Raw genomic sequence first — 24,822 nt, forward strand, 5'->3', positions numbered from 1 at the left:
AAGAGAATATCTGGGGGAACTTATATTGTTATTTAAAAAAGACCGCAAAAAAGAAACAGCTTATTTTTCAGAAGCCGATGGAAAAAAACGCATCGCGCTTTCAAATCAATATGCAGATGTCCAAAAACAGCTGAAAATGGTCAGGCTCGGAAACGAAGAACTTCATGTGCTTGAAGAGCTGCAGCCGTTAATTAAAGAACATATCTCAACAATCGTCGATTCCTTTTACCGAAATCTGGATCACGAAAAGTCATTAATGACGATCATTAACGACCACAGCACGGTGGAGCGCCTGAAAAAAACATTACGGCGTCATATCCATGAAATGTTCGCCGGCACGATTGATGATGAATTCATCGAAAAAAGACAGCGCATCGCTTCCATCCACTTGCGGATCGGCCTTGAACCGAAATGGTATATGGGAGCGTTTCAGGATCTGCTTCTGTCGATGATGAACATATATGAAGCAGCAATTCCGGATTTGCATGAGCTTTTAAAAGCGATCAAAGCGACGACGAAAATATTGAATCTTGAACAGCAGCTCGTCCTTGAAGCATTCCAGAGCGAATATAACTGCCAGCGTGACGAACAAGAGGAAAAGAAAGCCCGTCTTCATCAAAAAATCCAGGAAACATCCGGATCACTCGCTGATTTGTTTTCAGAAACGAGCAGAGCCGTGCAGGAGCTGGTCGATAAATCCGAGGGCATTTCCGAGGCGTCAAAAGCCGGCACCGTCACTTCCGTACATGTCGAAGAAAAATCAATCGGCGGGAAAAAAGAGCTTGAAAGCCAGCAGAAGCAGATGAATAAAATCGACGCCAGCCTTCTGCAGATTGAAGAAGAAATGGACAAGCTGAATGACATCGCCCAGCAGATCGAAAAAATCTTCGGCATCGTGACGGGGATCGCCGAGCAAACGAATCTCCTGTCACTCAACGCTTCAATAGAATCCGCGAGAGCCGGGGAGCACGGCAAAGGGTTCGCCGTTGTGGCGACGGAGGTAAGAAAGCTTTCAGAGGATACGAAAAAAACCGTTTCCACCGTATCAGAGCTCGTGAACAATACCAATACACAAATCAACATCGTGTCCAAACATATTAAAGATGTAAACGGACTTGTAAGTGAAACGAAAGAAAAAATGACGCAGATCAACCGTCTGTTTGATGACATCGTCCAAAGCATGAAAACGAGCAAAGACCAGACAGGCAAAATCGACGTTGATTTGCAGGCCTTTCTCGGCGGCCTTCAAGAAGTCAGCCGCGCCGTTTCCCACGTTGCATCATCCGTTGATTCACTTGTTATCCTTACAGAAGAATAAAGATAAACCGACCGGCCTTTTTCATAAAGGGCCGGTCTTTTTAATGTTAACTTAAAATATAATAGAGTTGACATATATAAAGACTCGCTTTATTGTATAAACATATTTTGATAAGCTGGAGGAATACATAATGAAATTGACAGAAATGATGCATATTGCCGTGTTTACCGCCATTATGGGACTTTTGGGGCTGCTCCCGCCGCTTTTCTTATCCTTTACGCCGGTTCCGATTACGCTCCAGACGATCGGTGTGCTCTTATCGGGAAGCATCCTAAAACCGAAAGCGGCGTTTTTAAGCCAATTGCTTTTTTTGCTGATTGTGGCATGCGGAGCGCCTCTCCTTTCAGGCGGCAGAGGCGGGTTCGGGGTTTTTTTCGGGCCGAGCGCCGGATATCTCATCGCATATCCGCTGGCGGCATTACTTCTGAGCCTCAGCATCCAAGGCCTTCGCTCAGCTGCTGTCCCCCATTTGTTTATCAGACAGTTCTTGTTCGGCGTGCTGTTTTTGTATGTCATCGGCATTCCCGTTCAGGCTTTTATGATGCACATTGATATCTTGACTGCCGTAAAGCTCAGCCTCATCTATGTGCCCGGAGATCTGCTTAAAGCGGCCGCAGCCTCATTCGCAGCCGTAAGAATCAGAAAAACTCTTCAAGCAAGCCGGCTTTTGCCGACGAAAGGAAGCTGATTTTAGTCATCATGATTACATCAACATATTCAGATACAGCCGGACAAGCGCCGGAACAGATCGCAATTCAGACAGAAACAGAACAGATCAACTATCAAACTTGGAACAGGCTGGTAAACCAAACCGCAAACTGGCTTGGTAGCCTTTCAGATAAGCCCGAAAACATTGCAATATTACTGCCGAACGGCATCCCATTTTTACAACTTTTCGCAGGGGCGGCGCATGCCGGCTGCACGGCGGTTCCGTTAGATCCCCGCTCGGCAGCGGCGGAACTCGCGGATCAGCTGCACATCAGCAAAACCGACCTCGTCATCTGTGACCGCCGGCTGAGCGGCAGACTGGACGGCGTCAAAACGCCTGTCATCCTGTGGGATGAATGCAGGCCTTTGATCGAGGCGGAAAAAACGGAAGGCGCTTTTATCGAAAACACCGGCCTGCCCTTTTATACCGGATTCACCTCGGGATCGACCGGTAAGCCGAAAGCCTTCACCCGCTCTCACCGTTCGTGGCTGGAGAGCTTTTCTTGTACGAAACGTGAATTCGGCATTTCCCCTGATGACAAAGTGCTGGTACCGGGCACGCTTCGCTCGTCACATTTTTTATACGGCGCCGTCAGCACTTTGTTTATCGGCGGAACCGTCATCCTTCAAAGAAAATTCAATCCGGCCGGAATGAAAGACCGGCTCAGACAAGCTGACGTTCTATACACCGTGCCGACAATGACGGACGCCCTGCTCTCACTAGAGGCGTTTCCGGATACACCGCTCAAGGTGATTTCTTCCGGTGCAGACTGGCCCGCTTCGTCTAAACAAGCGCTGTCAGAGCGCTATCCCCATTTGCGGTTGTACGATTTTTACGGAACGTCTGAGCTGAGTTTCGTGGCGTTCTTATCGCCTGAAGACAGCGCCCGAAAGCCTGAAGCGGCGGGCCGCCCGTTTGAAAATGTTACAATCGAAATCCGCCGCCCCGGAGGAGAACGCTGCATGCCGGGCGAAACGGGGAAGATTTTTGTGAACAGCCCGATGAAATTTTCCGGATACATCAACGGCGCAAAACCTGATGATTCCGGCTGGATGACGGTTGATGACATGGGATATATAGATCGTGAAGGCTATCTTTATATCGAAGGACGTGAAAACGGGATGATCGTATCAGGCGGCCTGAATGTATTCCCTGAAGAGATAGAACGTGTGCTCAACCGCTGTCCGGGCGTCAGAAAAGCGGCAGTCATCGGCGTTCCTGATGATTATTGGGGCAGCATCGCCGTTGCGGTGATCGACGGACATGCAAATGTAAGGGAACTGAAGAAACAGTGCCGCGAGCAGCTGGCGGCATATAAAATCCCGAAAAAGTGGCTGTTTTCAGAAATACCGGAAACATCCAGCGGAAAGATCGCCCGTGCCGCCGTACAAAAGCAGGCAAAGGACATGATGGAATGGAAGCTGTAATTACGGATGCGAAACGGACGATTTTCGCCCGGGAAAACGGCCTGTTAAAAGACTGTCTCCCAGAAGATTTGGCAGCTCCGCTGATTCGCCATTTGAGCCGAAACATGCCCGAAGACATTGATGAAGTCCTGATCGGAAACGCGACGGGCCGCGGCGGGAATCTCGCCCGGCTGTCAGCCTTGGCCGCCGGACTTCCTTTGAGCGTGTCCGGTACGACCATCGACAGACAGTGCGGCTCGGGACTGGACGCCGTGAGGGTCGCGTGCCACTTTGTTAAAGCCGGCGCGGGGAGCATGTACATCGCGGGAGGAGCGGAGAGCAGCAGCCGTTCCCCTTTCTCTTCCCGGGCGCGCTTTTCTCCTGAACACATCGGCGATCCTGATATGGGCATAGCAGCCGAGTATACGGCACAGGCTTACGGCGTAACGAGAAAGATGCAGGACGAATATGCCCTTCTCAGCTATGAACGGAGCGTCAAAGCGAACGAAGACGGCTTATACCGCCGGGAAATTCTTCCCTGTCACGGATTCGCCGCTGACGAAAACATGCTGAAAAAGCGGAACATGGAGCCTCTCATCTCCCGTGCCAAACCCGTCTTTCAGTCCGGAGGCTCTGTCACCGCCGCCAACAGCTGCGGAATTTCTGACGGGGCGGCGGCAGTTTGTGTGATGGAAGAACAAAAAGCGCGGTCTTTCGGTTTAAAGCCGGGATTGCGTTTTATCGGAAGCGCGGTAAGCGGCGTCCATCCGCATTATCCGTCAGCAGCCCCGGTTTATGCCGTCAAAAAGCTTTTGAAGGAACGGAACCTGTCACCGGATGATATTGATATATACGAAATCAACGAGGCGTTTGCCGTCAAAATATGCGTTTTTTCACAGCAGCTTCAAGTGCCGTATTCTAAAATAAATGTCCGGGGCGGCGCTCTGGCCGTCGGGCATCCGTACGGGGCTTCCGGGGCGGCGCTTGTCACCCGGCTTTTTTATGAAGCAAAAAGACGCCCGGATGCCCGCTACGCAGCAGCAGCGATCGGCAGCGGAGGCGGAGTCGGACTGGCGCTTCTCTTTGAAGTGTTAACGTAACGGCAGTATAATAGATGATATCGATAAAAAATGATCGGAGTGGAGACTTTATGACTGCCGTTTGTTTAGTAAGACATGGAGAGACTGATTGGAATGCCCAAAAGAAGCTTCAAGGCAAATCGGATATTCCGTTAAATGCGACGGGAGAGCGTCAGGCGAAAGAAACAGGAGAGTACTTAAAGGGGTCCGAATGGGATGTCATCGTCTCAAGCCCGATGAAACGGGCCAGAAAAACAGCTGACATTATTAACGGGTTTTTGAATCTTCCCATTGTTGTCATGGAAGATTTCAGAGAACGGAGCTACGGTGATGCGGAAGGAATGTCCTTACCGGAACGGTCGAAGCGCTACCCGGATAAAAACTACCCGAATATGGAGAAAGCAGAAGAGCTGACAGACAGAATGCTTGCCGGTTTAGTGAAAGTTCAGGAGCGGTTTCCTGAGCAAAAAGTACTGATCGTCGCTCACGGCGCAGCCATTCACGCCCTCTTGTCCGCCATTTCTGACGGTGATACCGACATACAAAACGCTAAGCTTGTCAATGCGTGCCTGAGCAATATCGAACGAATTGAAAATAAGTGGCGCGTCAAAGATTACAATGTAAGCAGCCACCTATCAGAATCATAACAAAAAGGCCCGAATTCAGTTTTGGGCCTTTTTGGCGAGCATTTTTTTCTGAAGATCATGTAATATGGCGTCCGCACCGTCAATGCTCCGGCGCTCCGTCCATACCGCCCTGTCCGCGCGGTAAACGTGTCCGTTTTTTACGGCTGTCAGCTGTTTCCAGAGGTGATTTTTTTCGAGTTCTTTCTCACCGTCCAACAGTACGATGTAATCAGGATCGATATGCAAAAGCTGCCCGGGCGTCATTTTGATAGAGTCTGATTTCCCGCCGGAATCCGTCTGGACCGCATATGTAAACCCTGCGAGCGTCAAAAGCCGGGATGTGAAAAACCGGTCATCCTTTACGGAAATGCTGTCATTTGCAGCGTCAATTAATAAAATCGTGCCGCCTTCTGCATCCAGCTTTCTTTTGATGTCATTCAGCTTTTCTTCCTGAGCCGACAATTGTTTCTCTATGATGCCATCTTTACCGACCGCCTTTTCAATAGTAAGGGCAGCGTCAACCGCATCCTGATAATCCGCAGCTTCATTTTGTAAAGCGATTGTCGGAGCGATCTTTGTCAGCTCATGGTATATCCCCTTGTGAAGGCTTGAGTCTGCAATGATGAGATCGGGCTTTAACGAAGTGATCTTTTTCAAATCGGGATGTGACGGGAGCCCGACGGACGGACTGCCGTCGTTTCGCTCTGCCCGGTCATCCGCCACGGCCGCCGGCTTTATGCCGAGATCATGGAGGGTATCAATAAAGCCATCATTCAATACGGCGACGCGATGCGGGTGCGCAGCCACATGCGCCGTCCCTAGATCATGCCTGACGGCGGTTTCATGTTCCTGTTCTGAGCATCCCGTTATGAAGAGAACGGATAAGATCATCAGCATACTGAAAATTGGTTTCATCTGTTCCCCCTCTTTCATTTTTCCGCAATTATATCATTGACAATATAAGTATCAATGATATTCATTATCATTATTTTTATAAAATGGTTTCACTGCTTTTCTCCGTCAAGAAAGCCGAAGACTGATTCATGCCGGCCGCTTTATTTCATTCCGCTTTCGTTTCCATCAGACTTCTGCATTCAACAAAAGGTGACATTTATCCTGTTTTTGCCGCAGCTTCCAAAAATGGAATCAAACCGTTCGACCCAGCAAACAAGAGAGCGATCGCGGCTGTGTACAAATACTCATGTCCTTCCATCGGTTTTTTCCATTAAAATTTAAATATTTCGGGTTCCTATTAAACGAAAGAGAGATGATATACCTAAATAGAAATAAAACAAACTGAAAAAAATTGGGTCTACTAAAATATTATTCCATGCTATACAATTAATCCACAGAATAATCTGTCTATTGGTTGTTCTGCAAATGAAAAAAAGGAGAGGATAAAGAGTGAGAGGCAAAAAGGTATGGATCAGTTTGCTGTTTGCTTTAGCGTTAATCTTTACGATGGCGTTCGGCAGCACGTCTCCTGCCCAGGCGGCAGGGAAATCAAACGGGGAAAAGAAATACATTGTCGGATTTAAACAGACAATGAGCACGATGAGCGCCGCTAAGAAAAAAGATGTCATTTCTGAAAAAGGCGGGAAAGTGCAAAAGCAATTCAAATATGTAGACGCAGCTTCAGCTACATTAAATGAAAAAGCCGTAAAAGAGCTGAAAAAAGACCCTAGCGTCGCTTACGTTGAAGAAGATCACGTTGCACAGGCGTACGCGCAGTCCGTGCCTTACGGCGTATCACAGATTAAAGCCCCTGCTCTGCACTCTCAAGGCTTCACCGGATCAAATGTTAAAGTAGCGGTTATCGACAGCGGTATCGATTCTTCTCATCCTGATTTAAAGGTAGCAGGCGGAGCCAGCATGGTTCCTTCTGAAACAAATCCTTTCCAAGACAACAACTCTCACGGAACTCACGTTGCCGGTACAGTTGCGGCTCTTAATAACTCAGTCGGTGTATTAGGCGTTGCGCCAAGCGCATCTCTTTACGCTGTAAAAGTTCTCGGCGCTGACGGTTCCGGCCAGTACAGCTGGATCATTAACGGAATTGAGTGGGCGATCGCAAACAATATGGACGTTATTAACATGAGCCTCGGCGGACCTTCTGGTTCTGCAGCGTTAAAAGCGGCAGTTGACAAAGCCGTTGCTTCCGGCATCGTAGTCGTTGCGGCAGCCGGTAACGAAGGCACTTCCGGCAGCTCAAGCACAGTGGGCTATCCTGGTAAATACCCTTCTGTCATTGCGGTAGGCGCTGTTAACAGCAGCAACCAACGAGCATCTTTCTCAAGCGTAGGTTCTGAGCTTGATGTCATGGCACCAGGCGTCTCTATCCAAAGCACGCTTCCTGGAAACAAGTACGGCGCGTACAATGGTACGTCAATGGCATCTCCGCACGTTGCCGGAGCGGCTGCTTTGATTCTTTCTAAGCACCCGAACTGGACAAACACTCAAGTCCGCAGCAGTTTAGAAAACACCACTACAAAACTTGGTGATGCTTTCTACTACGGAAAAGGGCTGATCAACGTACAGGCGGCAGCTCAGTAAAACATAAAAAACCGGCGTCGGCCATGGCCCCGCCGGTTTTTTTATTATTTTTCTTCCTCCGCATGTTCAATCCGCTCCATGATCGACGGGTGGCTCCCTCTGAAAATTTTGACGAGAAACGGCGGGTTGACCCGGCTCAGTCCCGTATCGGCCAAGTCCTGAAACGTCTCAATCGCCGCTTCCCGGTTTCCGGTCAGCTCGATGCCGTAGCGGTCGGCGGCGTTTTCCTGATACCTGGAGACGGCATTCGTAATCGGATCAGAAGCAAAACTGAGAACGGATATGAGGAGCAATAACAGCGGGAGGGCGGCCAGATCTTCAGGCCCCTTTATATGAAGCATTCGGCCGAAGAATTTGGACAGCCGCTTATAAAGCTTGTCAATGATATAGAACCCGGCTAATGACAGCAGGAGATACCCGGCCAGTCCGATGTACACGTGCTTCATCACATAGTGCCCCATCTCATGCCCCATAATGAACAAAATTTCCCGATCCTTCAGTTTGTTAAGCGTCGTATCCCACAAAACGATTCGCTTATTCGAACCGATCCCCGTCACATACGCATTCAGCGCATTCGTTTTCTCCGACATATTTACTTCATAAACATGGCTGGCCGGAATATCGGCCTTGTCGGCAAGCGACAAAATTTTGCTTTCCAGCTCCTTGTCTTTCAGCGGATAGAAATCATTGTATAAAGGATCAATCACGACCGGCTGCAGGAAAAACAAAAACAGGGTAAACGGCACAGTAAGACACCAAGCGTAAAACCACCATTTTTTTGTATGCTTTGTGATCAGCCAGTAAAACACAAGCACACACACGGCAAACAGCGGAAAGCTGATCCAGAAATCAATGACATGGTCTCTTATCCAGCTTGCTGTTGTCTGCGTCGAAATATGATACGCAAGCGAAACCCGATATCCGATCCACTCAAGCGGAAGCGAAGCCACCGTAACGATGAGTGAAATCACAAATACGAAGCTTACGATTTGCAGCACCCGAAAGCGCACCGCTGCTTCCAGCCAATGCTTTATTTTTTTGGCAAGCCCCGTAATGAGCAGCAGAAAAAATAAAAACCAATCTAACGGCGCTCCGATGAAAAACAAAAAATCCTTTACATTTGAAAAGTTTTCAGCGGCTGCCAGGCGGCCCGGGTCCATAAACGAGGACGGATCGGCTTTCGTTCCCTTTACGGCCTCCGGGACGGCGGAGTCTCCTGTCATAAAGAAATACCAATAGAAAAAAAGGCCGTACAGCACATAGGCAAGTCCCGCTGCCGCTATCCATTTGCGCATGGAAGTCTCCCTCCTTAGCCTTATGACTTACTCCTATTGTAAGCATAAATGCAAATAAATAGAACCAAGCCTCCAAACGGATGTTAATCTTTTCACAACAGAAAAGAATGGAACAACAGGAAGCGGGAAAGACTAAAAGACGGAGTGATGAATATGAAAAAAATAATCGCGTTTATTGTAGTAATCGCCCTTTTGGTTATTGCTTTCTTCTATGTATACAGCCGGACCGGCGATGTGTTTCCATCAAGCAACGCAGATCTGATTATTCTGTCTGAGCACGGAAAAAAAGAAATCAAAATTAAAGACAGGCAGAATGTAAAAGATATGCTCGATATCTTGAACCAAGGAAAACAAGTCAAACTGACCAAAAGCGTGTCTCCCGATTACGACGGAACGGTCAAATATCATGAAGACCGTTTTGATTCATTCAGCATGTGGCTCGAAGGCGGCAATTATATGATGTACAAGTATAAAAACACGTATTACAAACTGACCCGGCATGATACGAAGCTTGTGCAAAGCATCATTAAGGAAGAATCGCAGAGCTGACCGGATCAGCATGTAAAAGCGAAGCCCCCGGCTTCGCTTTTCGTCCGTCATTTCGGAAGCATGTCCCGGACCGCCCGTCTCAGCAGCTTCCCGGTCGCATTCTTCGGAATTTCCTCAAGAAAAACCACTTCCGCCGGCCGTTTATATTTTGCCAAATGTGTTTCACAGTAATCAAAAACCGCCTGCTCTGTCAGCTCACCGTCCCCAGGCACTATATAAGCATGCACCGCTTCCCCCGTTTTGGCGTCAGGAACGCCGATGACCACGGCTTCTTTAATGCCCTCATGGCTGTAGAGCACTTCTTCTACTTCGCGCGGATAGACGTTGTATCCGCCGACGAGAATCATATCTTTTTTTCTGTCGACGATATAAAAATAACCGTCTTCATCGCGTTTCGCCAAATCACCCGTGTACAGCCAGCCGTCTTTCAGCGCGTGCTCCGTCTCCTCGGGCATCTTGTAATAGCCTTTCATCACATTCGGCCCTTTCACGATCAATTCTCCCACTTGATGGTCGGGCAATTCGCGTCCGAGTGTATCGACGACTTTATTTTCGACATGTAAAATATTCGTCCCGATCGAGCCGGGCTTTCTCCCCCGGTCAAACGGATTAAAACAAGTAACCGGAGACGCTTCAGAAAGTCCGTACCCCTCCAGAATGGTGACGTCAAAGGTTTGTTCAAACGTCTGCAACAGAGCGACCGGCATGGAGGCGCCGCCTGAAATGCACAGTCTGACGGACGCAAAATCCTCCGCCTTGCCGTGCTCGTATTGATACAGATAGTTATACATCGTCGGAACGCCGGCAAAAATGGTTGCCTGACGGCTTTTAATCAGTTTAAACACAGAAGCCGGGCTGAATTGCGGCTCGATTAAGACACACGCTCCGCTCATCAGAGGCGCATTCATACAAACGGTTAAACAAAAAACGTGAAACATCGGCAATGCCGCCACAATTTTGTCTTTCTCATTCATTCCTAAGTATCCGGCGACATCATTTGAATTGGAGAAAAGATTCTGATGGGTGAGCATGGCGCCTTTCGGTTTTCCGGTCGTCCCTGAGGTGTATAAAATGACGGCAGTATCATCTTTTGACAATGTCGGATAAGTTCTGCTGCGCTCCGCCGGGCGAAGCATTTTTGTAAACGTTGTCATTTTTAAGCGCAATTGAGGGTCTTCTGTCGATGGAGCGTTCTCTGCTGTCTGGCTGATAATGATATGCTCCAGCAGCGGCAGCGAGCCGTGCAGGCTTTCAAATACGGGAATTAATAGATCGATGCCGGCGATCGCTTTGACATCGCCGTTTTTCAGCATGTATGCGATTTCTGAAGGTGTATATGCCGGATTAACAGGTATGACGACAATTCCCGCTTTTAACGCGCCGAAAAACGCAATAACAAAGTCAGGCGTATTTCCGAGCAGCAGCGCGAGATGATCCCCTTTTTTCAGTCCCCTGTCCTCCAAGCCGTTTGCAAATGCTTTGATTTTACCTGCCAGCTCCTCATACGTCATGTACTGATCTTGAAACAGACAAGCTGGTTTTTCCGGTTTCTGCGATGCCGTTTCTTCCAATTTGGAAACCAGATTCATTTTCCCACCCCTTTAAAAATGTAATGAATGAATAGTCATTCATTTATCCGGAATAAACGTTCACTTTTATTATAGAAAAATATAGAAAAACACTCAAGGGCAAAAAGCCCCGAGTGCCGTAAAACCGGAAACTATAATTGTTTCAGCGCTTCACTGACCGGCGTGCCGCCCGCCGTCAGATCGAATGCTTTTTCATACGTATTCGGTTCATCAAGGGATGCGATAACGGTCTTGGCGACATCGTCTCTTGAAATGGAGCCTCTTTCTAAATCGGCCGCGGCTTTGATATTTCCCGTGCCGGGATCATTTAATAACCCGCCCGGCCGGATAATCGTATACGTCAGACCGCTCGCTTCAAGAATTTTATCCGCATAATGCTTTGCGGCGTAATACGGCTTCAGCGCTTCATTCCAATTGCCGCGGTTATGAGCCTGAAGGGCGCTTACCATAATGAACCGCTTGATGCCGGCTTTCTTTGCCGCTTCTACCGCTTTCGCCGCTCCGTCAAGATCAATCAAAAGCGTCTTATCGTATCCGGTGCTTCCTCCTGATCCGGCGGTAAACACAATCGCGTCACAGCCTTCAGCAGCTTTCGCGATGTCTTCCGGGCTTCCTTCCAAATCTGCAAGAACGGCTTCTGTTCCCGCGGCTTGAAGCGCTTCTTTCTGCTCTTGTTTCCGGACCATCGCCCGCAGCGTATGCGTGCCGTCTTTTTGAAACAGCCCGGTCAGCCGCTGTCCGATCTGTCCGTTTGCTCCGATGAGAAATACTTTCATCATGATCCCTCCCTATTCATTATGGTTCTATCATTTCACAAAAACGGGCGCTGATTCAAATCATGCGTTCGGCAAATGTTCTAATAAATCAGCTCGAGGAAATCTTCCAGCTCTATTTTGCCGAAATACTGTTTCAGATCGATTCCGGCCAGCGCTTCCCTGATAGCGGTTCGGTCATACTGTTTTCCGGTCAGTGCCTGTTCGACTTCACTCACATCTTTCGCACCGAAGAAATCACCGAAAATTTTGCAGTCCTGAATGATTCCTTTTTTCACTTCAAGACGCAGATCAATCGATCCGACCGGATAACGTTTCGAATGCTGAAGATTAAATGCGGGCGACCTGCCGAAATTCCAGTCCCAGTTTTGATAGCGCTCTTCGGAAATCTTCCGGATCGCTTTCCAGTCTTCATCGGTCAGTTTATATTCCGGCACTTCGGAAAGATCATTTGTATTAAAAATATGGTGAAGCAGGTGCTTTTTGAATTCGTCCGCCGTCATTTTGTCATCAAGAAACTCGCTGATGTTGGCGACACGGCTTCTGATTGACTTAATGCCTTTTGATTCGATTTTGTCCTTTTTCACTTTCAAGGCTGATACAACATGATCAATGGCGGAATCCAGCATTAATGTTCCGTGGCTGAAAATACGCCCTTTCGTCGAAAATTGAGCGTTGCCGGAAATTTTTCTGCCGTCCGCGACGATGTCGTTTCGGCCGCTTAATTCAGCTTCCACACCGAGCTGGCGCAGCGCTTGAATAACGGGTTCGGTGAATTTTTTAAAATTGTGAAAGCTGTCGCCGTCATCCTTGGTGATAAAACTGAAATTCAGATTCCCGAGGTCATGGTAAACCGCACCGCCTCCTGATAGCCTGCGGACGACGATGATTCCGTTATCTTCTACGTATTTCGTATTGATTTCTTCTATTGTGTTTTGGTTCTTCCCGATGATAATCGACGGCTGATTGACATAAAACAGCAGGTATGTCTGTTCAGGGTCGAGATGCTTCACGCAATATTCCTCGATCGCGAGGTTGATCCTCGGGTCGGTTATGTTTTGATTGTCGATAAATAACATGGTGCTCCTCCTTTATTTCTCCCACTTCAATCCGGAAGCGGCGATTGTCACTTCGCCCCCGAACACGGATTCCGCTTCTTCTTTCAGCTTCCGGTGCTCGCCGAAATGAGGCAGATGCGTGAGAATCAGCTCCCCCGCTCCGGCCTCCTTCGCGATACGTCCGGCTTCCAAACTGTTCATATGGCCGGCTGACGTGCCGTCCTGGTCTGCGTAAAAATTGCACTCACAGATCAGCAGATCGGCATTTTCCGCAAACGGGATAAACGCGTCCTGGTAGCTTGAATCAGCCGTATACACAACAGAAGCTGAACCGTCAGTAATCCGCATCGCATAACAAGTGACCGGATGCACCGTTTTCAGAAAGGTAATGGTGAACGGCCCGGCAGAAAGCGGGCGGTCCGGCTGATAGGCCACTCCTTTTGTATGCGTTTTATATGTAAGACGCTCAAACTGTTCTATATCAGCATCATGCCCGTAAATCGGCAGTGCATGCGGCCCTTTTCCGAGAAAGGAGCCGACCTGTTTGGCAAATTGAAGCGGCCCGATATCAGCGATGTGATCATGATGATAATGAGACAAAATGACGGCATCAAGCTCTTCTGCCGGAACATAAGCAAAAAGCTTTGATAATACGGCGCTTCCGCAATCGACGAGCAGAGAATAGCCGCCGGACTGAAACAGATAGCCTGAAGTTGCTTCGTTTGCGGCCGGAAACCCGCCGCAGCATCCAATAACTGTAACTTTCATATAATCCTCCGAATGTTTATGATAAAAAGTTCCTTTCCTCCAATATACCTATTTTTCGTACAAATTGCATGTTTTAAACATTGTGCCAAAACAGCCGTTGATTTTCTCAAACTGTTATAATACAATGTAAAGACAAAACAATGAAAGAGGGATGGGTATGTTGGAAAAGATGTCGGATTTTTTCAGAAATTTACCCGGTAAGAAATGCGAAGAATGCGGAAATGAGATTGTTGAGCAGTATGAGTGTCACATTAATTTGTGTAATGACTGCTTGAAAATTAAGGATATGTGACAATAGGGCGCCGCACAATTCTAAGTTGTGCGGCGCCCGTTTTTTTCGGCCGTCATCATACTTTCTGAATAGGGCGTTATTCACCATTATTAGCAATTATCTGTACGTTTTAAAATATTCAGTATTTTCAATCTATATTTTTCTATAGACGGATTGTTTTCTTTTCTATTATAATTTGTTCTAATAGCTATCTTTTTAGATACTTATTGCACTTTTTTCTTCGGGAGGTAATCTATGAAAAAATTACGCTTTGGACTAGCGACGCAAATTTTCGTCGGACTCATACTAGGGGTTGTAGTCGGTGTCATCTGGTACGGCAATCCCGCCATTCCAACATATTTACAGCCTATCGGCGATTTGTTTTTACGCTTAATCAAAATGATAGTGATTCCAATTGTCGTCTCCAGCTTAATCATCGGCGTTGCCGGCGCGGGAAGCGGAAAACAAGTCGGAAAATTAGGCTTCAAAACGATTTTGTATTTTGAGATCATTACCACTTTTGCCATTATTCTCGGGCTGGCTTTGGCGAATCTGTTTCATCCGGGAACAGGCGTTAATATACATGAAGCTCAAAAGACAGATATCAGTCAATATGTTGAAACAGAAAAAGAACAAAATAACAAATCTATCGCAGACACATTCCTGCATATCGTACCGACAAACTTCTTCCAATCATTAGCCGAAGGAGATCTGCTTGCCATTATCTGCTTTACCGTGCTGTTTGCACTCGGCATCTCGGCAATCGGTGAAAAAGGAAAGCCTGTCTTGGCCTTCTTTGAAGGTGTTTCTCATGCGATGTTCCATGTTGTGAACCTGGTCATGAAAGTTGCGCCGTTTGGTGTTTTTGCGTTGATTGGTGTTACCGTTTCCAAATTTGGGCTCAGTTCCCTGCTTTCACTCGGTAAACTGGTCGGTTTAGTATATGTAGCTTTGGCTTTCTTTCTCATTGTTGTATTCGGAATCGTCGGAAAGCTTGCCGGAGTAAACATTTTCAAATTCCTCGCCTATATGAAGGATGAAATTTTATTAGCGTTCAGTACGTCAAGCTCCGAAACCGTACTCCCCCGCGTTATGGAAAAAATGGAGAAAATCGGCTGTCCGAAAGGTATTGTTTCCTTTGTTGTGCCGATCGGATATACCTTTAACTTAGACGGATCTGTGCTGTACCAATCTATCGCCGCTTTATTCCTCGCTCAGGTATACCACATTGACTTGTCCATTTGGCAGCAGATTACCCTTGTGCTTGTCTTGATGGTCACTTCCAAAGGAATGGCTGCCGTGCCCGGGACTTCTTTCGTCGTCCTGCTTGCGACATTAGGCGCATTCAACATTCCTGCAGAAGGCCTTGCATTCATCGCCGGGGTTGACCGGATTATGGACATGGCCCGTACGGTCGTCAATCTGACCGGAAACGCGCTGGCATCCGTTGTGATGTCAAAATGGGAAGGCCAGTATGATCCCGTTAAAGGCGCGAAGGTCATGAGCCTCGCCAAAACAGAACAAAACACAACCATCTCAGGTTAAAAAAACCCTGCACGGAATGATTTCCGCGCAGGGTTTTTTATGCCATCGGCGATAGAACGTACCGGTGCAAAAGCTTCGCCGTATTAAGAAGCGATAACTCATGCGTGCGTTCAAAAGCGTGTGAAGCGTCAATTCCCGGGCCGATCAGCCCGTGGACGATGTCATGGCCCGAACGGATGGCTGCTGAGGCATCAGAACCGTAATACGGATAAATATCAAGCTGATAATCAATGCCATAGCGCTCCGCAAGCCCGGCCAGATGTTTTCTGAGCTGATAATGGTACGGGCCGCTCGCATCCTTCACGCAAATGGAGACGGTATATTCATCCGTAGACTGGCCGTCGCCGATCGCTCCCATATCAACAGCCAAGTATTCGACGGTCTCAGGAGGAATGTTGGAATTGCCGCCGTAGCCGATTTCTTCATTATTAGAAATCAGAAAATGCGTCGTATACGGAAGTTCGATTTTCTCTTCCGTGATGCGGCGGATTAAATTCAAGAGCAGAGCCACGCTCGCTTTGTCATCAAGATGACGGGACTTAATAAAGCCGCTCGGCGTAATCTGCACGCGCGGGTCAAATGAGATGAAATCGCCGACCCTGATGCCGAGATCGGACGTCTCTTCCTTCGTCCGGACAGGCTCATCAAGGCGGACTTCCATATTCTCCCGATTCCGCTCTGCCTTGCCGGCGTCCTTGTAGACGTGCACTGAAGTCTGATGCATTAAGATGGTGCCTGTATAGGTTTTGCCGGAAGAAGTTTGGATCTCGCAATATTCCCCTTCAATCGAGTTATATCGGAAGCCGCCGATCAAGTCAATCTTCAGCCGGCCGTCCGCCTTTATCTCCTTTACCATCGCGCCGAGCGTATCGACATGCGCCGTCAGCAATCTGTGTTTCTTGTCATCACGGCCGGGAATTGTGACAAAAAGACCGCCTTTGCGGTTTCTGTAAGAGGAGACGCCCCATTCTTTTAAAAGACTTTCTGTATAGGCGATAACCTCGTATGTATTGCCCGTCGGACTCGGAATCGACACCAATTCTTTAATCAGTTCCATCGTATGTTTCATATTTTCCACAGGTCATTCCTCCTATCAATTTTATTCTTCTTAAAATATACTCTTTTGATCCATAACCCGTCCAATCTTTTCCTTCTCTTTTTTCATAGAATGAAGGGAGCATGAGCATAGGAGGGAAATGTATGATCAGCCGTAAACCGCACAAGCGGAAAAGATTTCATAATGATTGGTTTGAGGATTGGTTTGAGGATAATTGGTCTGGTGCAGCCTTCTGGGGCTGTAAAAAAGAAAAAGATCACTGTAAAAAGAAAAAAGAAGACCCTTGTAAAAAGAAGAAAGATAAAAAGAAGAAAGATAAAAAGAAGCATCATCATTCATGCTGCCGCTGCCGTCATTGGTAATCGTTCACACAAGCCCGTTTTACAAATAGATTCTCATGCTCCCCAAACAGCGGATGCTGCTTGGGTTTTTTTATTAAAATTAGTACCAAGTAATAATATCAGGTGTTATAATCTGATATAAAGGAGTGATTTTTTCATGTCAAAATCTAAAATTACAGCAATCGGTACATATGCTCCGGCACGCCGATTAACAAACGCGGATTTGGAGCGCATCGTCGATACATCTGATGAATGGATCGTCCAGCGCACCGGTATGAAGGAAAGACGCATTGCCGGCGAACATGAATTCACATCGGATTTGTGTGTGGAAGCGGTGAAAAACCTTGCAGAACGATACAGCGGAACTCTTGATGATGTCGATATGATCCTTGTCGCCACAACGACGGCGGACTATGCGTTTCCAAGCACCGCGGCACGCGTGCAGGCTTACTTCGGCTGGCCGCACACGGGGGCGCTTGATATTAACGCCACATGCGCCGGACTCACTTACGGCCTTCAGCTCGCAGACGCATTAATTACCGCCGGTTCTCATCAAAAAGTGATTGTCATTGCCGGTGAAACATTATCAAAAGTAACGGATTATACTGACCGGACGACCTGCGTTCTTTTCGGAGACGCTGCAGGCGCCCTATTGGTGGAACGCGATGAATCAGCGCCGGGCTTTTTGGCAGCCGTGCAAGGAACAGCGGGAGGAAGCGCGGACGTGCTGTATCGCACGGGACTGAGCGCAGAATTAAACGGCGAGCCGCTTAAAGGCGGAGGAAACATGGTGCAAAACGGGCGCGAAGTATATAAATGGGCGGCCAGAACCGTGCCTGAGGAATGCAATGCCCTTTTAGAAAAAGCCGGCTTTTCAAAAGACGATCTGGATTGGTTCGTTCCTCACAGCGCCAACATGCGGATGATCGAATCCATCTGTGAAAAACTGCCCTTCCCGCTTGAACGGACATTGACAAGCGTTGAATATTACGGCAACACTTCATCGGTTTCTATTATTCTCGCTTTGGATGAAGCTGTGAAAGCGAAAAAACTGTCGGAAGGCCAGACGCTGGTATTATTCGGGTTCGGCGGAGGATTGACGTATACCGGACTGTTGGTGAGATGGGGATTTTAATAGCACGACGATCGAAATCTAAAAAAAAGAGGCCCTGAGCATCTGCTCAGAGCCTCTTTTTCTTATGCTGTTATTTCTTCTTCCGTTTTGTGTTCTTTTTTGCTTTGCACCGTAAAATACACGATGGTCAGCGCGATCATGACAACGGCGATGCCCAACAGAATGGATGCCTGCTGCCACATATAGCCGTAATCGCCATTTGAAATGACGGCGCGGAACCCGTTGATGCTGTAAGTCATCGGCAGTGCCCCGTGAATCACTTGATAGAATCCCGGCAGGAGTTCAAGCGGGAAGGTTCCTCCGCTTGCCCCGAGCTGGAGCACCAGAATGATGACAGCGATAAAACGTCCCGGATTCCCCATCGTTGTCGCCAATAATTGAATCATGGACAGGAACGCGATGCTGGTAATCATCGTAAAGAGATAGAATCTCCAAGTGCTCTCCACATCAAGCCCGATTCCTTTCAACAGAACCGTGGCGACAATAACGGATTGAATCAGTCCGACGAGCAGAATAACGCTGAATTTGCTGAGGAACCATTCAAAACCGTTTCTCGGACGCCCTGAAGCTTCACTCAGAGGGAACACGACCGTCAGCATCAATCCGCCGACATACAAGCCCATAGAGAGAATATAAGGCGTCAGTCCGGTACCGTAGTTAGGCACGGAATGAATCGCGTTATCGTCCGTTTTTACCGGATCGGCAAACATGCTGTACGTTTTGTCATCTGTCTTAATGTCCCCGGTTTGATCGGCCGCATCTTTCAGCTGGCTGGACAATTGTCCGGTGCCGTCTAAAAGCTTGCTTAATCCGGTGCCGAGAGACGCTTGACCCTGCTCAATTTTGGACGAGCCGTCATGGATTTTGTTTTGCGCGTCCAGCAGTTTCGTTAAGCCGCCTGATACTTGGCCGCTCCCTGACACTAACGCTTCTGATCCTGATTTGAGCTGTCCGAACTTGCTGTTGTATTCGCCGATGCCGGCCGTCAGTTTGTTTTGGCTTTCAAAGACGGTCTGCGCTCCGCTGTACAATTTATCAGTTCCCGCTGTCAGCTGGTTAATCGCGTCTTGTACCGCCGCTGCGCCGTTATACAGTTTCGATGTGGACTGAGGCAGTGCTTTCAGCTGATCAGCCTTCGCTTTTACATCTTTGAGCGCGCTTTTTATGACTGACATATCCGGAAGCTGAATATCTCCGCCGGACGGAAGCTGGCTGACGATATTGTCTAAATCCGGAAGGTCGGCCTTCGGAAGCTTCTCATTCAGTAGCTGAACAAGTTTCGCTTTTTGCTCATCCGTTAAGAAATCACTGTCCTTAATCACCTTTTTGACCGCGTCATCCCGGGCATCCAGGTTGTTTTTCAGATCAGAAAGCTTCTTCTTAAACTGCTGCAGGTCCTTTTCAGTCTGCTCGAGCTGCCCAACCGCGTTTTCAATGTCTGACAGGTTGACTGAATTGATCGCATCTTCAAATGCCGCCGCTTTTTGCGACACTTCCTGCGCCTTGCTGTTTAACGCGCTTAATCCATTCGTTAAATCCGGAAGCTTTTGCTGGAGCTGCTTTTGCGCGTCAAGGCTCGTTTTCAGCCCGCTGGCCACTTGGCCTCCTCCTGAAGCAATCTGTCCTGATTTATCTTGAATTTCGGCGCTTGCGCTCTGAAGTTTTGCGATAGAGCTGTCAAGCGTTTGAATTCCGCTTGTCACTTTCGCCGCTCCGTCTGCAAGCTGCTGCGTTTTATCGCTGATGGTGGCGGTGCTTTCAGTAAGCTTCGCTAAATTTTCCTTCAGCTTGGCGCTGCCGTCTTTCGCGTTTTTCGTGCCGTCGTCTATTTTCTTGGCTCCGCTGCTGGCTTTGCCGAGCCCTTTGGCAATATCTTTAAAGTTATCAAAAATGACTTTTGCGTATTGCTCTGTCACTTCTTTCGACACGGAGGCTTTCAGTTTGTCGATCGCCTTTTCCCCGATTGTCGCGCCGACATAGTTTGATCCGGCATTCGTATGATATTTCAGATCCAGCTTCTTCGGATTTTTATCCATTACCGTGCTGGCGTTTTTCGAAAAATCTTCAGGAATCTCGACCAATAAATAATATTTAGCATTTAATAAGTCCTTTAACGATTGATCAAGATCGCTTGAAAAATGCCAATCAAAATTATCATTTTTCTTTAACTCTTTCACAAGATCGTCACCGATCTGAAGATGTTTCCCTTCGTAGTCCGCCCCTTTATCCTGGTTGACAACGACAACCGGCAGCTGATCCACCGTGCCGTACGGGTCCCAGTACGCCTTCAAAAACACTCCGCTGTAGATCAGCGGAACGAATAATATGGCAATGATGGGGATTAACAGTTTCTTGTTCGTTACAATGTCTTTCCACTGGCTTTTTATTGTATTCAACCCTGTTGCCTCCTTCCGCAAACTGACTCATTTGACAAAACGGTCACGGCACCTAAAAAGTGAAGGATCATCTATTATTTAGATAATCCTTGACCAACATACATTTCCAGCAATTCGGCGATCGTCTCTTTTTCAAGAGGCGGATGGTTTTTTTCCCAGTCAAATATCAGCGCGATGTAGAGCTTGAGCATCACAAAAGCGGTCAGTTCCGGATCACACGGTTTAATGCTTCCGTTTTCAATGGCTGTTTCTATCTTTTCTTTAATGTATGACAGAATGGCCCGCTCCATTTTCGCAATGACATCCTGAACGGCTATTGTACCAATCTCGGCGTTCTCCTGAAAAATTTTAATAGTCAGCTGGTGTGTTTTTCTGAATTCCAAAATCGCGACAAGCGCCCGGTGGACATTTTCGTGAAATGAAAGCTCCGGTTTCATCGCTTCGTCTGCGTGTTCCTTCATTTCTCTTAAAATAGTGGTGAAAATATCATCAAACAGTTCTTCTTTGTTTTTGAAAAACGTGTAGATGGTTCCCTTCCCCACATTTGCAAGCTTTGCCACCAGATCCATTGTCGTTGCTTTGTAGCCGAATTGTGTAAAAGACTTCGTTGCCGCTTCCAGAATGAGCTTTTTCCGATCGACGGACATGTTTCCCACCTCGTTAAATTGACCGTTTGAACGTTTTAGTCATTTTGTACATAAGATAACTTATCACAGTCGCAAAGAAGATTCAAATGTTTTTTCTCTTTATTGGTGTTCCCTTTACAGAACGGGAACATGCAAAAAAAACCTCCGTTTTACGATAACGGAGGCTGGTACGTTTCAAATAAATAAGCCAGTGAATCATATACGGCGGCTTTTCCCTGGTCGATACAGTCGGGGATGCCCACCCCTTCGAAAGACGCGCCCGTCGCGTATACGCCCGGATAGGAAGCTTTCAGCGCATCTCTGAACTCTTTGATGCGCTCCTTATGGCCGACATGGTATTGCGGCATGCTTTCGTTCCAGCGGGTCACACAGGTCATTTCCGGTTCGCCATTCATTTTCATTACTTTTTTCAAATCTTCTATTACGATTTTAATGATCTCGTTATCTGAAAGATCTACGATGGATTCATCTCCGGCCTTTCCGACGTACGCCCTGAGAAGCGTTTTGCCCTCCGGCGCCGCGTGCGGCCATTTTTTATTCGTCCATGTGCAGGCCGTGATGGAGAAGTCGCTGTTTCTAGAGATAACGAAGCCCGTACCTTCATGCTCCATCTTGACGGCTCCCTCAGGAAAACCTAAGGCGACGTTGGCAACGGACGTAGAATGCATGTCTTTGAGACATGAAACCGCCGGCAGATCAGAAAGCATTTTCGCCGCGGCTTTATGCGGGGCTGTCACTATGCATCCTTCCGCATAGAGCACTTTGCCGTTATCAAGCGTCACGGAATATCCTTTCTCCTCGCGGCCGATATGGGTGACTTTCGTTCCTTTCATCACCTTTGTCAGCGTAAGCTGTTTTTCCAGCTCCTCCACCAACGTTTGAAGCCCTGTCGTCAGCGTTAAAAACTGGCCCTGCTTTTTGGCCGTCAGCTGCTGTCCCGAAGGCTGCGGACGTGATTTTTTCATACCGAGAATCAGGCTTCTGTGCTTTTGCTCAGTCTGATAGAATTGCGGAAACGTGGACATGAGGCTCAGCTTATCAATATCTCCGGCATAAATCCCTGATAATAGCGGTTCTATTAAATTCTCAACGACTTCGTCACCGACGCGTCTGCGGAAAAATTCACCCAGAGACTGATCTTCCTTCGGTTTGCTCGCAGGCAGGACAAAGTCAAGCGCCGCCCGCGCTTTTCCGGGAATAGAAAATAAACCGGTGGAGATGAACGGAGCGATTTTGGTCGGAATGCCCATCACCGCGCCCTTCGGCATCGGATGAAGCGTCTCGTTGACGAGCACGTAAGACTGTCCGGTCGCATTGTTGACGAGCAGATGCTCAAGCCCCAAATCCTTGACGAGCTGCGGCGCGCTTTTTTTCCTTTCCAAAAAAGAATCCGGGCCCCGCTCAATGATGTAGCCGTCTTTATGCGCCGTCTGAATTTTGCCGCCGGCTCTCGGGCCTGCTTCGATCAGGGTGACCTCAAGCGGCAGCTGTTTTTCTTTGATTTCTTTTTCCATGTAGAAGGCGGCGGCTAATCCCGTTATGCCGCCGCCGATGATGACCAGATGTTTTTTATCGCCACTCATTTTTATCGCCTTCTTTACCGTTTAATTCTACTTGTCCAGCTCTTTCAGCACGACCGCTGCAAGCGCGTCGATAAATTCAGGCTGTGCGTTCGGCATAGCCGGACGATAGTAGCTTGCGCCGACTTCTTCGGTCACAGCTTTGCATTCATAATCATTATCGTAAAGCACCTCTAAATGATCGGCAACGAAGCCTGCGGGCACGTATACAAATGCTTTATAAGGATGCTTTTGATACAGCTCGCGCGTGAGATCCTGCACATCCGGCCCGAGCCACGGATCAGGGGTGTTCCCTTCGCTTTGCCAGCCGACTGCGTAATCGGTAATTCCGGCGCCTTCGGCAATCAGTTTTGCGGATTCCTCCAGCTGGTCAGGATACGGATCGCCGTATTCTTTTATTTTTTCAGGAAGGCTGTGCGCTGAGACGATCAGCATCGCGTCATCCCGTTCTTCTTTCGGCATTGATTCATATGTTTTCTTCACCTGGCCGACCCAATAATCAACGAATTTCGGTTCATCATACCAGCTTTCAACAGACTTGATGGTCAAGCCGCCGAGCTTCTCCGCTTCTTCTTTCGCGCGTTTGTTGTATGACTGGACGCTGAATGTTGAAAAATGAGGGGCGAGCACAAGGCTGACAGCTTCTGTAATGCCGTCTTTATGCATGTCCGCCACCGCGTCTTCAATAAACGGTTCAATATGTTTTAATCCGATGTACACTTTGAATGTTACATCATCCTGGATTTCATTTAAACGCTGTGCGAGCTTCTCCGCCTGCTCCTGCGTGATTTTCGCCAGCGGAGAAATGCCTCCGATCGCTTCATATCTGTCTTTTAAATCTTGAAGCATATGAGGCTCCGGCTTTCTTCCGCGTCTGATATGCGTATAATAACGTTCTATGTCCTCTTCTTTGTAAGGCGTTCCGTAAGCCATGACAAGAAGTCCCATTTTCTTTTTGCTGCTCATTTTGTTAAACACCTCTTTTGATGGTCTGTCTACCTTGATTTTGACAGGAAAATCTACTTATAACCAACGATCTGCTCAGGAAGATTGTTCCGTTTTTTTGGCAGCGGAATATTCATGTACAAACGCCGTCAGCTTTTTCAGCGTTTCCGGATTGACATCAGGGAATACGCCGTGCCCTAAATTGAAAATAAACCCGTCCGTTTTCATGCCTTGATCAAGTATCGCTTTCGCTTTTTTCTCGATGACTTCCCAAGGCGCAAGAAGAAGCGACGGATCAAGATTGCCCTGAACCGTTTTTGTAATGCCTTGTTTTCTGGCGTCATCTATGCCGAGTCTCCAATCAAGACCGACGACATCAAGAGGAAGGTCATGCCAATCCCCGGCCAGGTGGCTTGCCCCTACGCCGAACATGATCAGCGGAACTTGCTCTGCAGAAAGCTCTCGGAAAATTCTGTCCATCACCGGTTTTATAAACTGCCGGTAATCTTCGCGGTTCAGTGCGCCGACCCATGAATCAAAAATCTGAATGGCTTTTGCGCCGGCGTTAATCTGCGCTTTTGCATAAACGATAATCATGTCCGCGAGCTTGTCCATCAGCATTTGCCACGCTTGCGGCATACTGTGCATAAACGCTTTTGTTTTGTTGTAATTTTTAGAAGGCCCGCCTTCAATCATATAACTGGCCAGCGTAAAAGGCGCTCCCGAAAAACCGATGAGCGGAACATTCAGCTGTTCGTTTACGAGTAATCGGATCGTTTCCAGCACGTAAGGAACATCCTGTTCGGGATTCAGTTCGCCGAGCTTTTCAATATCCGCAGCAGAGCGCACCGGCTGATCGATCACCGGGCCGATTCCGTTTTTTATTTCAACATCCACTCCGATATAAGGAAGCGGCGTCATAATGTCTTTATATAAAATGGCAGCGTCCACTCCGTACTGCTCGACCGGGAGCCTCGTCACATACGCGCACAGCTCGGGCTGATGCGTAATTTCGACTAAGCCGTACTTTTCCTTCAGCTTGCGGTATTCCGGCTGCGACCTCCCCGCCTGTCTCATGTACCAGACAGGGACGTGATTTGTCTTTTCTCCCCGTGCCGCTTTTAAAAACGTATCATTAAACGCTTCTCGTTTACTCATCTGAATTTCCACCTTTCCTCCTGC

23 protein-coding genes and 1 pseudogene are annotated in these 24,822 nt (G+C 47.9%); 12 read left to right on the top strand and 12 right to left on the bottom strand.

Going from position 1 to position 24,822, the window contains the following annotated elements:
- Positions 1-25: 25 nt before the first annotated feature.
- The 6 genes and pseudogenes from RUW00_RS23025 to RUW00_RS14535 form a co-directional block, all read left to right on the top strand.
- Positions 26-559: pseudogene (locus RUW00_RS23025) on the top strand (protoglobin domain-containing protein); the annotation flags it as partial.
- Positions 560-802: 243 nt separating this feature from the next.
- The gene (locus RUW00_RS23030; protein ID WP_369719112.1) at positions 803-1,318 is read left to right on the top strand and encodes a methyl-accepting chemotaxis protein; all 516 of its coding nucleotides are present in this window, start codon (positions 803-805) and stop codon (positions 1,316-1,318) included.
- Between the two features lie 130 nt (positions 1,319-1,448).
- Positions 1,449-2,006 carry a biotin transporter BioY gene (locus RUW00_RS14520; protein WP_003155185.1) on the top strand — a complete coding sequence of 186 codons (558 nt, stop codon included), beginning with the start codon at positions 1,449-1,451 and terminating at the stop codon, positions 2,004-2,006.
- Between the two features lie 11 nt (positions 2,007-2,017).
- Positions 2,018-3,454 (top strand): acyl-CoA synthetase, encoded by a 1,437-nt coding sequence (locus RUW00_RS14525; RefSeq protein WP_280144989.1) that lies wholly within the window; start codon positions 2,018-2,020, stop codon positions 3,452-3,454.
- Complete coding sequence (locus RUW00_RS14530) at positions 3,442-4,533, top strand: acetyl-CoA C-acyltransferase (RefSeq protein WP_280144988.1); 1,092 nt, start codon at positions 3,442-3,444, stop codon at positions 4,531-4,533. Before RUW00_RS14525 ends, RUW00_RS14530 begins: the two co-directional genes overlap by 13 nt.
- Positions 4,534-4,583: 50 nt before the next feature.
- On the top strand, positions 4,584-5,159 hold the full coding sequence (locus RUW00_RS14535) for a histidine phosphatase family protein (protein ID WP_280144987.1): 576 nt from the start codon (positions 4,584-4,586) through the stop codon (positions 5,157-5,159).
- Positions 5,160-5,174: 15 nt separating this feature from the next.
- On the opposite strand, the gene RUW00_RS14540 is transcribed toward RUW00_RS14535, so the two are convergent.
- Positions 5,175-6,053, bottom strand: a complete 879-nt coding sequence (locus RUW00_RS14540) for an ABC transporter substrate-binding protein (RefSeq protein WP_280144986.1) — start codon at positions 6,051-6,053, stop codon at positions 5,175-5,177.
- Between the two features lie 489 nt (positions 6,054-6,542).
- Between RUW00_RS14540 and RUW00_RS14545 the strand changes: the two genes are divergently transcribed.
- Positions 6,543-7,691, top strand: coding sequence for a S8 family peptidase (locus RUW00_RS14545; RefSeq protein WP_014417349.1), 1,149 nt, complete (start codon positions 6,543-6,545; stop codon positions 7,689-7,691).
- A gap of 44 nt (positions 7,692-7,735) precedes the next feature.
- Here RUW00_RS14545 and RUW00_RS14550 read toward each other — a convergent pair whose 3' ends face one another.
- Entirely contained in the window at positions 7,736-8,986 is a 1,251-nt protein-coding gene (locus RUW00_RS14550) for a M48 family metallopeptidase (RefSeq protein ID WP_280144985.1), read from the bottom strand.
- A 153-nt stretch (positions 8,987-9,139) separates the two neighbouring features.
- Between RUW00_RS14550 and RUW00_RS14555 the strand changes: the two genes are divergently transcribed.
- Entirely contained in the window at positions 9,140-9,535 is a 396-nt protein-coding gene (locus RUW00_RS14555; protein ID WP_007409201.1) for a YhfM domain-containing protein, read from the top strand.
- A 47-nt stretch (positions 9,536-9,582) separates the two neighbouring features.
- On the opposite strand, the gene RUW00_RS14560 is transcribed toward RUW00_RS14555, so the two are convergent.
- The 4 genes from RUW00_RS14560 to RUW00_RS14575 form a co-directional block, all read right to left on the bottom strand.
- Positions 9,583-11,124, bottom strand: a complete 1,542-nt coding sequence (locus RUW00_RS14560) for a fatty acid--CoA ligase family protein (RefSeq protein ID WP_280144984.1) — start codon at positions 11,122-11,124, stop codon at positions 9,583-9,585.
- Positions 11,125-11,255: 131 nt separating this feature from the next.
- The gene (locus tag RUW00_RS14565) at positions 11,256-11,900 is read right to left on the bottom strand and encodes an SDR family oxidoreductase (RefSeq protein ID WP_032863814.1); all 645 of its coding nucleotides are present in this window, start codon (positions 11,898-11,900) and stop codon (positions 11,256-11,258) included.
- 80 nt (positions 11,901-11,980) lie between these two features.
- Positions 11,981-12,976, bottom strand: a complete 996-nt coding sequence (gene lplA, locus RUW00_RS14570) for a lipoate--protein ligase (RefSeq protein WP_003155205.1) — start codon at positions 12,974-12,976, stop codon at positions 11,981-11,983.
- 12 nt (positions 12,977-12,988) lie between these two features.
- On the bottom strand, positions 12,989-13,723 hold the full coding sequence (locus RUW00_RS14575) for an MBL fold metallo-hydrolase (protein ID WP_280144983.1): 735 nt from the start codon (positions 13,721-13,723) through the stop codon (positions 12,989-12,991).
- Positions 13,724-13,892: 169 nt separating this feature from the next.
- Between RUW00_RS14575 and yhfH the strand changes: the two genes are divergently transcribed.
- Together yhfH and RUW00_RS14585 are read left to right on the top strand one after the other, a co-directional pair.
- Positions 13,893-14,015 carry a protein YhfH gene (gene yhfH, locus RUW00_RS14580; RefSeq protein ID WP_370465857.1) on the top strand — a complete coding sequence of 41 codons (123 nt, stop codon included), beginning with the start codon at positions 13,893-13,895 and terminating at the stop codon, positions 14,013-14,015.
- A gap of 234 nt (positions 14,016-14,249) precedes the next feature.
- A complete protein-coding gene (locus RUW00_RS14585) occupies positions 14,250-15,539 on the top strand; it encodes a glutamate/proton symporter GltT (RefSeq protein ID WP_003155211.1) in 1,290 nt (429 codons plus the stop codon).
- A gap of 37 nt (positions 15,540-15,576) precedes the next feature.
- Here the strand turns inward: RUW00_RS14585 and RUW00_RS14590 are convergent, their stop codons facing one another.
- On the bottom strand, positions 15,577-16,608 hold the full coding sequence (locus RUW00_RS14590; RefSeq protein WP_396334721.1) for a M42 family metallopeptidase: 1,032 nt from the start codon (positions 16,606-16,608) through the stop codon (positions 15,577-15,579).
- Positions 16,609-16,739: 131 nt separating this feature from the next.
- Between RUW00_RS14590 and RUW00_RS14595 the strand changes: the two genes are divergently transcribed.
- Complete coding sequence (locus RUW00_RS14595) at positions 16,740-16,958, top strand: hypothetical protein (protein ID WP_017417388.1); 219 nt, start codon at positions 16,740-16,742, stop codon at positions 16,956-16,958.
- Between the two features lie 136 nt (positions 16,959-17,094).
- Positions 17,095-18,072 (top strand): beta-ketoacyl-ACP synthase III FabHB, encoded by a 978-nt coding sequence (fabHB, locus tag RUW00_RS14600; protein WP_003155217.1) that lies wholly within the window; start codon positions 17,095-17,097, stop codon positions 18,070-18,072.
- Positions 18,073-18,134: 62 nt separating this feature from the next.
- Here fabHB and RUW00_RS14605 read toward each other — a convergent pair whose 3' ends face one another.
- From RUW00_RS14605 to hemE, 5 genes are all read right to left on the bottom strand, one after another.
- Positions 18,135-20,468: a YhgE/Pip domain-containing protein gene (locus RUW00_RS14605; RefSeq protein ID WP_021494936.1), complete on the bottom strand. Its 2,334-nt coding sequence runs from the start codon at positions 20,466-20,468 to the stop codon at positions 18,135-18,137.
- A gap of 74 nt (positions 20,469-20,542) precedes the next feature.
- The gene (locus RUW00_RS14610; RefSeq protein WP_003155219.1) at positions 20,543-21,115 is read right to left on the bottom strand and encodes a TetR/AcrR family transcriptional regulator; all 573 of its coding nucleotides are present in this window, start codon (positions 21,113-21,115) and stop codon (positions 20,543-20,545) included.
- 149 nt (positions 21,116-21,264) lie between these two features.
- A complete protein-coding gene (gene hemY, locus RUW00_RS14615) occupies positions 21,265-22,698 on the bottom strand; it encodes a protoporphyrinogen oxidase (RefSeq protein ID WP_280144981.1) in 1,434 nt (477 codons plus the stop codon).
- A 27-nt stretch (positions 22,699-22,725) separates the two neighbouring features.
- Positions 22,726-23,661: a ferrochelatase gene (hemH, locus tag RUW00_RS14620; protein ID WP_003155221.1), complete on the bottom strand. Its 936-nt coding sequence runs from the start codon at positions 23,659-23,661 to the stop codon at positions 22,726-22,728.
- Between the two features lie 75 nt (positions 23,662-23,736).
- Positions 23,737-24,798 carry a uroporphyrinogen decarboxylase gene (gene hemE, locus RUW00_RS14625; protein ID WP_015239515.1) on the bottom strand — a complete coding sequence of 354 codons (1,062 nt, stop codon included), beginning with the start codon at positions 24,796-24,798 and terminating at the stop codon, positions 23,737-23,739.
- Positions 24,799-24,822 lie beyond the last annotated feature (24 nt).

The sequence above is a fragment of the Bacillus sp. IS1 genome (assembly GCF_032461585.1).
Lineage (GTDB): Bacteria > Bacillota > Bacilli > Bacillales > Bacillaceae > Bacillus > Bacillus velezensis.